Genomic DNA, 322 nt, shown 5'->3' with positions numbered 1-322 from the left:
GCCACAGCTCTGTTGATGTCGGACTCACTGAACAATTCTTAATAATTGAGAAACTCAGGCAGAGCTACAGCATAAAAACATTATGCGAAGTGTTCAGTATTCATCGTAGTAGTTACAAGTATTGGAGAAAACGGCCAACAACTATAAACGCAGATAAAGTAAAGCTTCGAAGTCTAGTTAGCGAAGTACACACTGCAAGTAACGGCTCGGCAGGTGCTAGAACGATTGCAGATATGGTTAGCCAGCAAGGTATCTCGCTAAGCCGTTATCGCGCCACTAAGTTGATGAAGGAGCTTGGTATAGTTAGCTGTCAGGTACCTAA

Annotated in this window: 1 protein-coding gene; it reads left to right on the top strand. The window is 43.2% G+C overall.

The genetic code is table 11. The annotated features are described in order from the left end of the window. The coding region (locus AB4135_RS22210) for an IS3 family transposase (protein WP_371995574.1) at positions 1–322 on the top strand (322 nt) is incomplete at both ends.

The organism is Shewanella sp. 10N.286.54.B9 (genome assembly GCF_041468565.1).
Taxonomy (GTDB): Bacteria; Pseudomonadota; Gammaproteobacteria; order Enterobacterales; family Shewanellaceae; genus Shewanella.
Note: the sequence above shows the minus strand (reverse complement) of the source record. Positions and strands in the feature narration are given on the sequence as shown.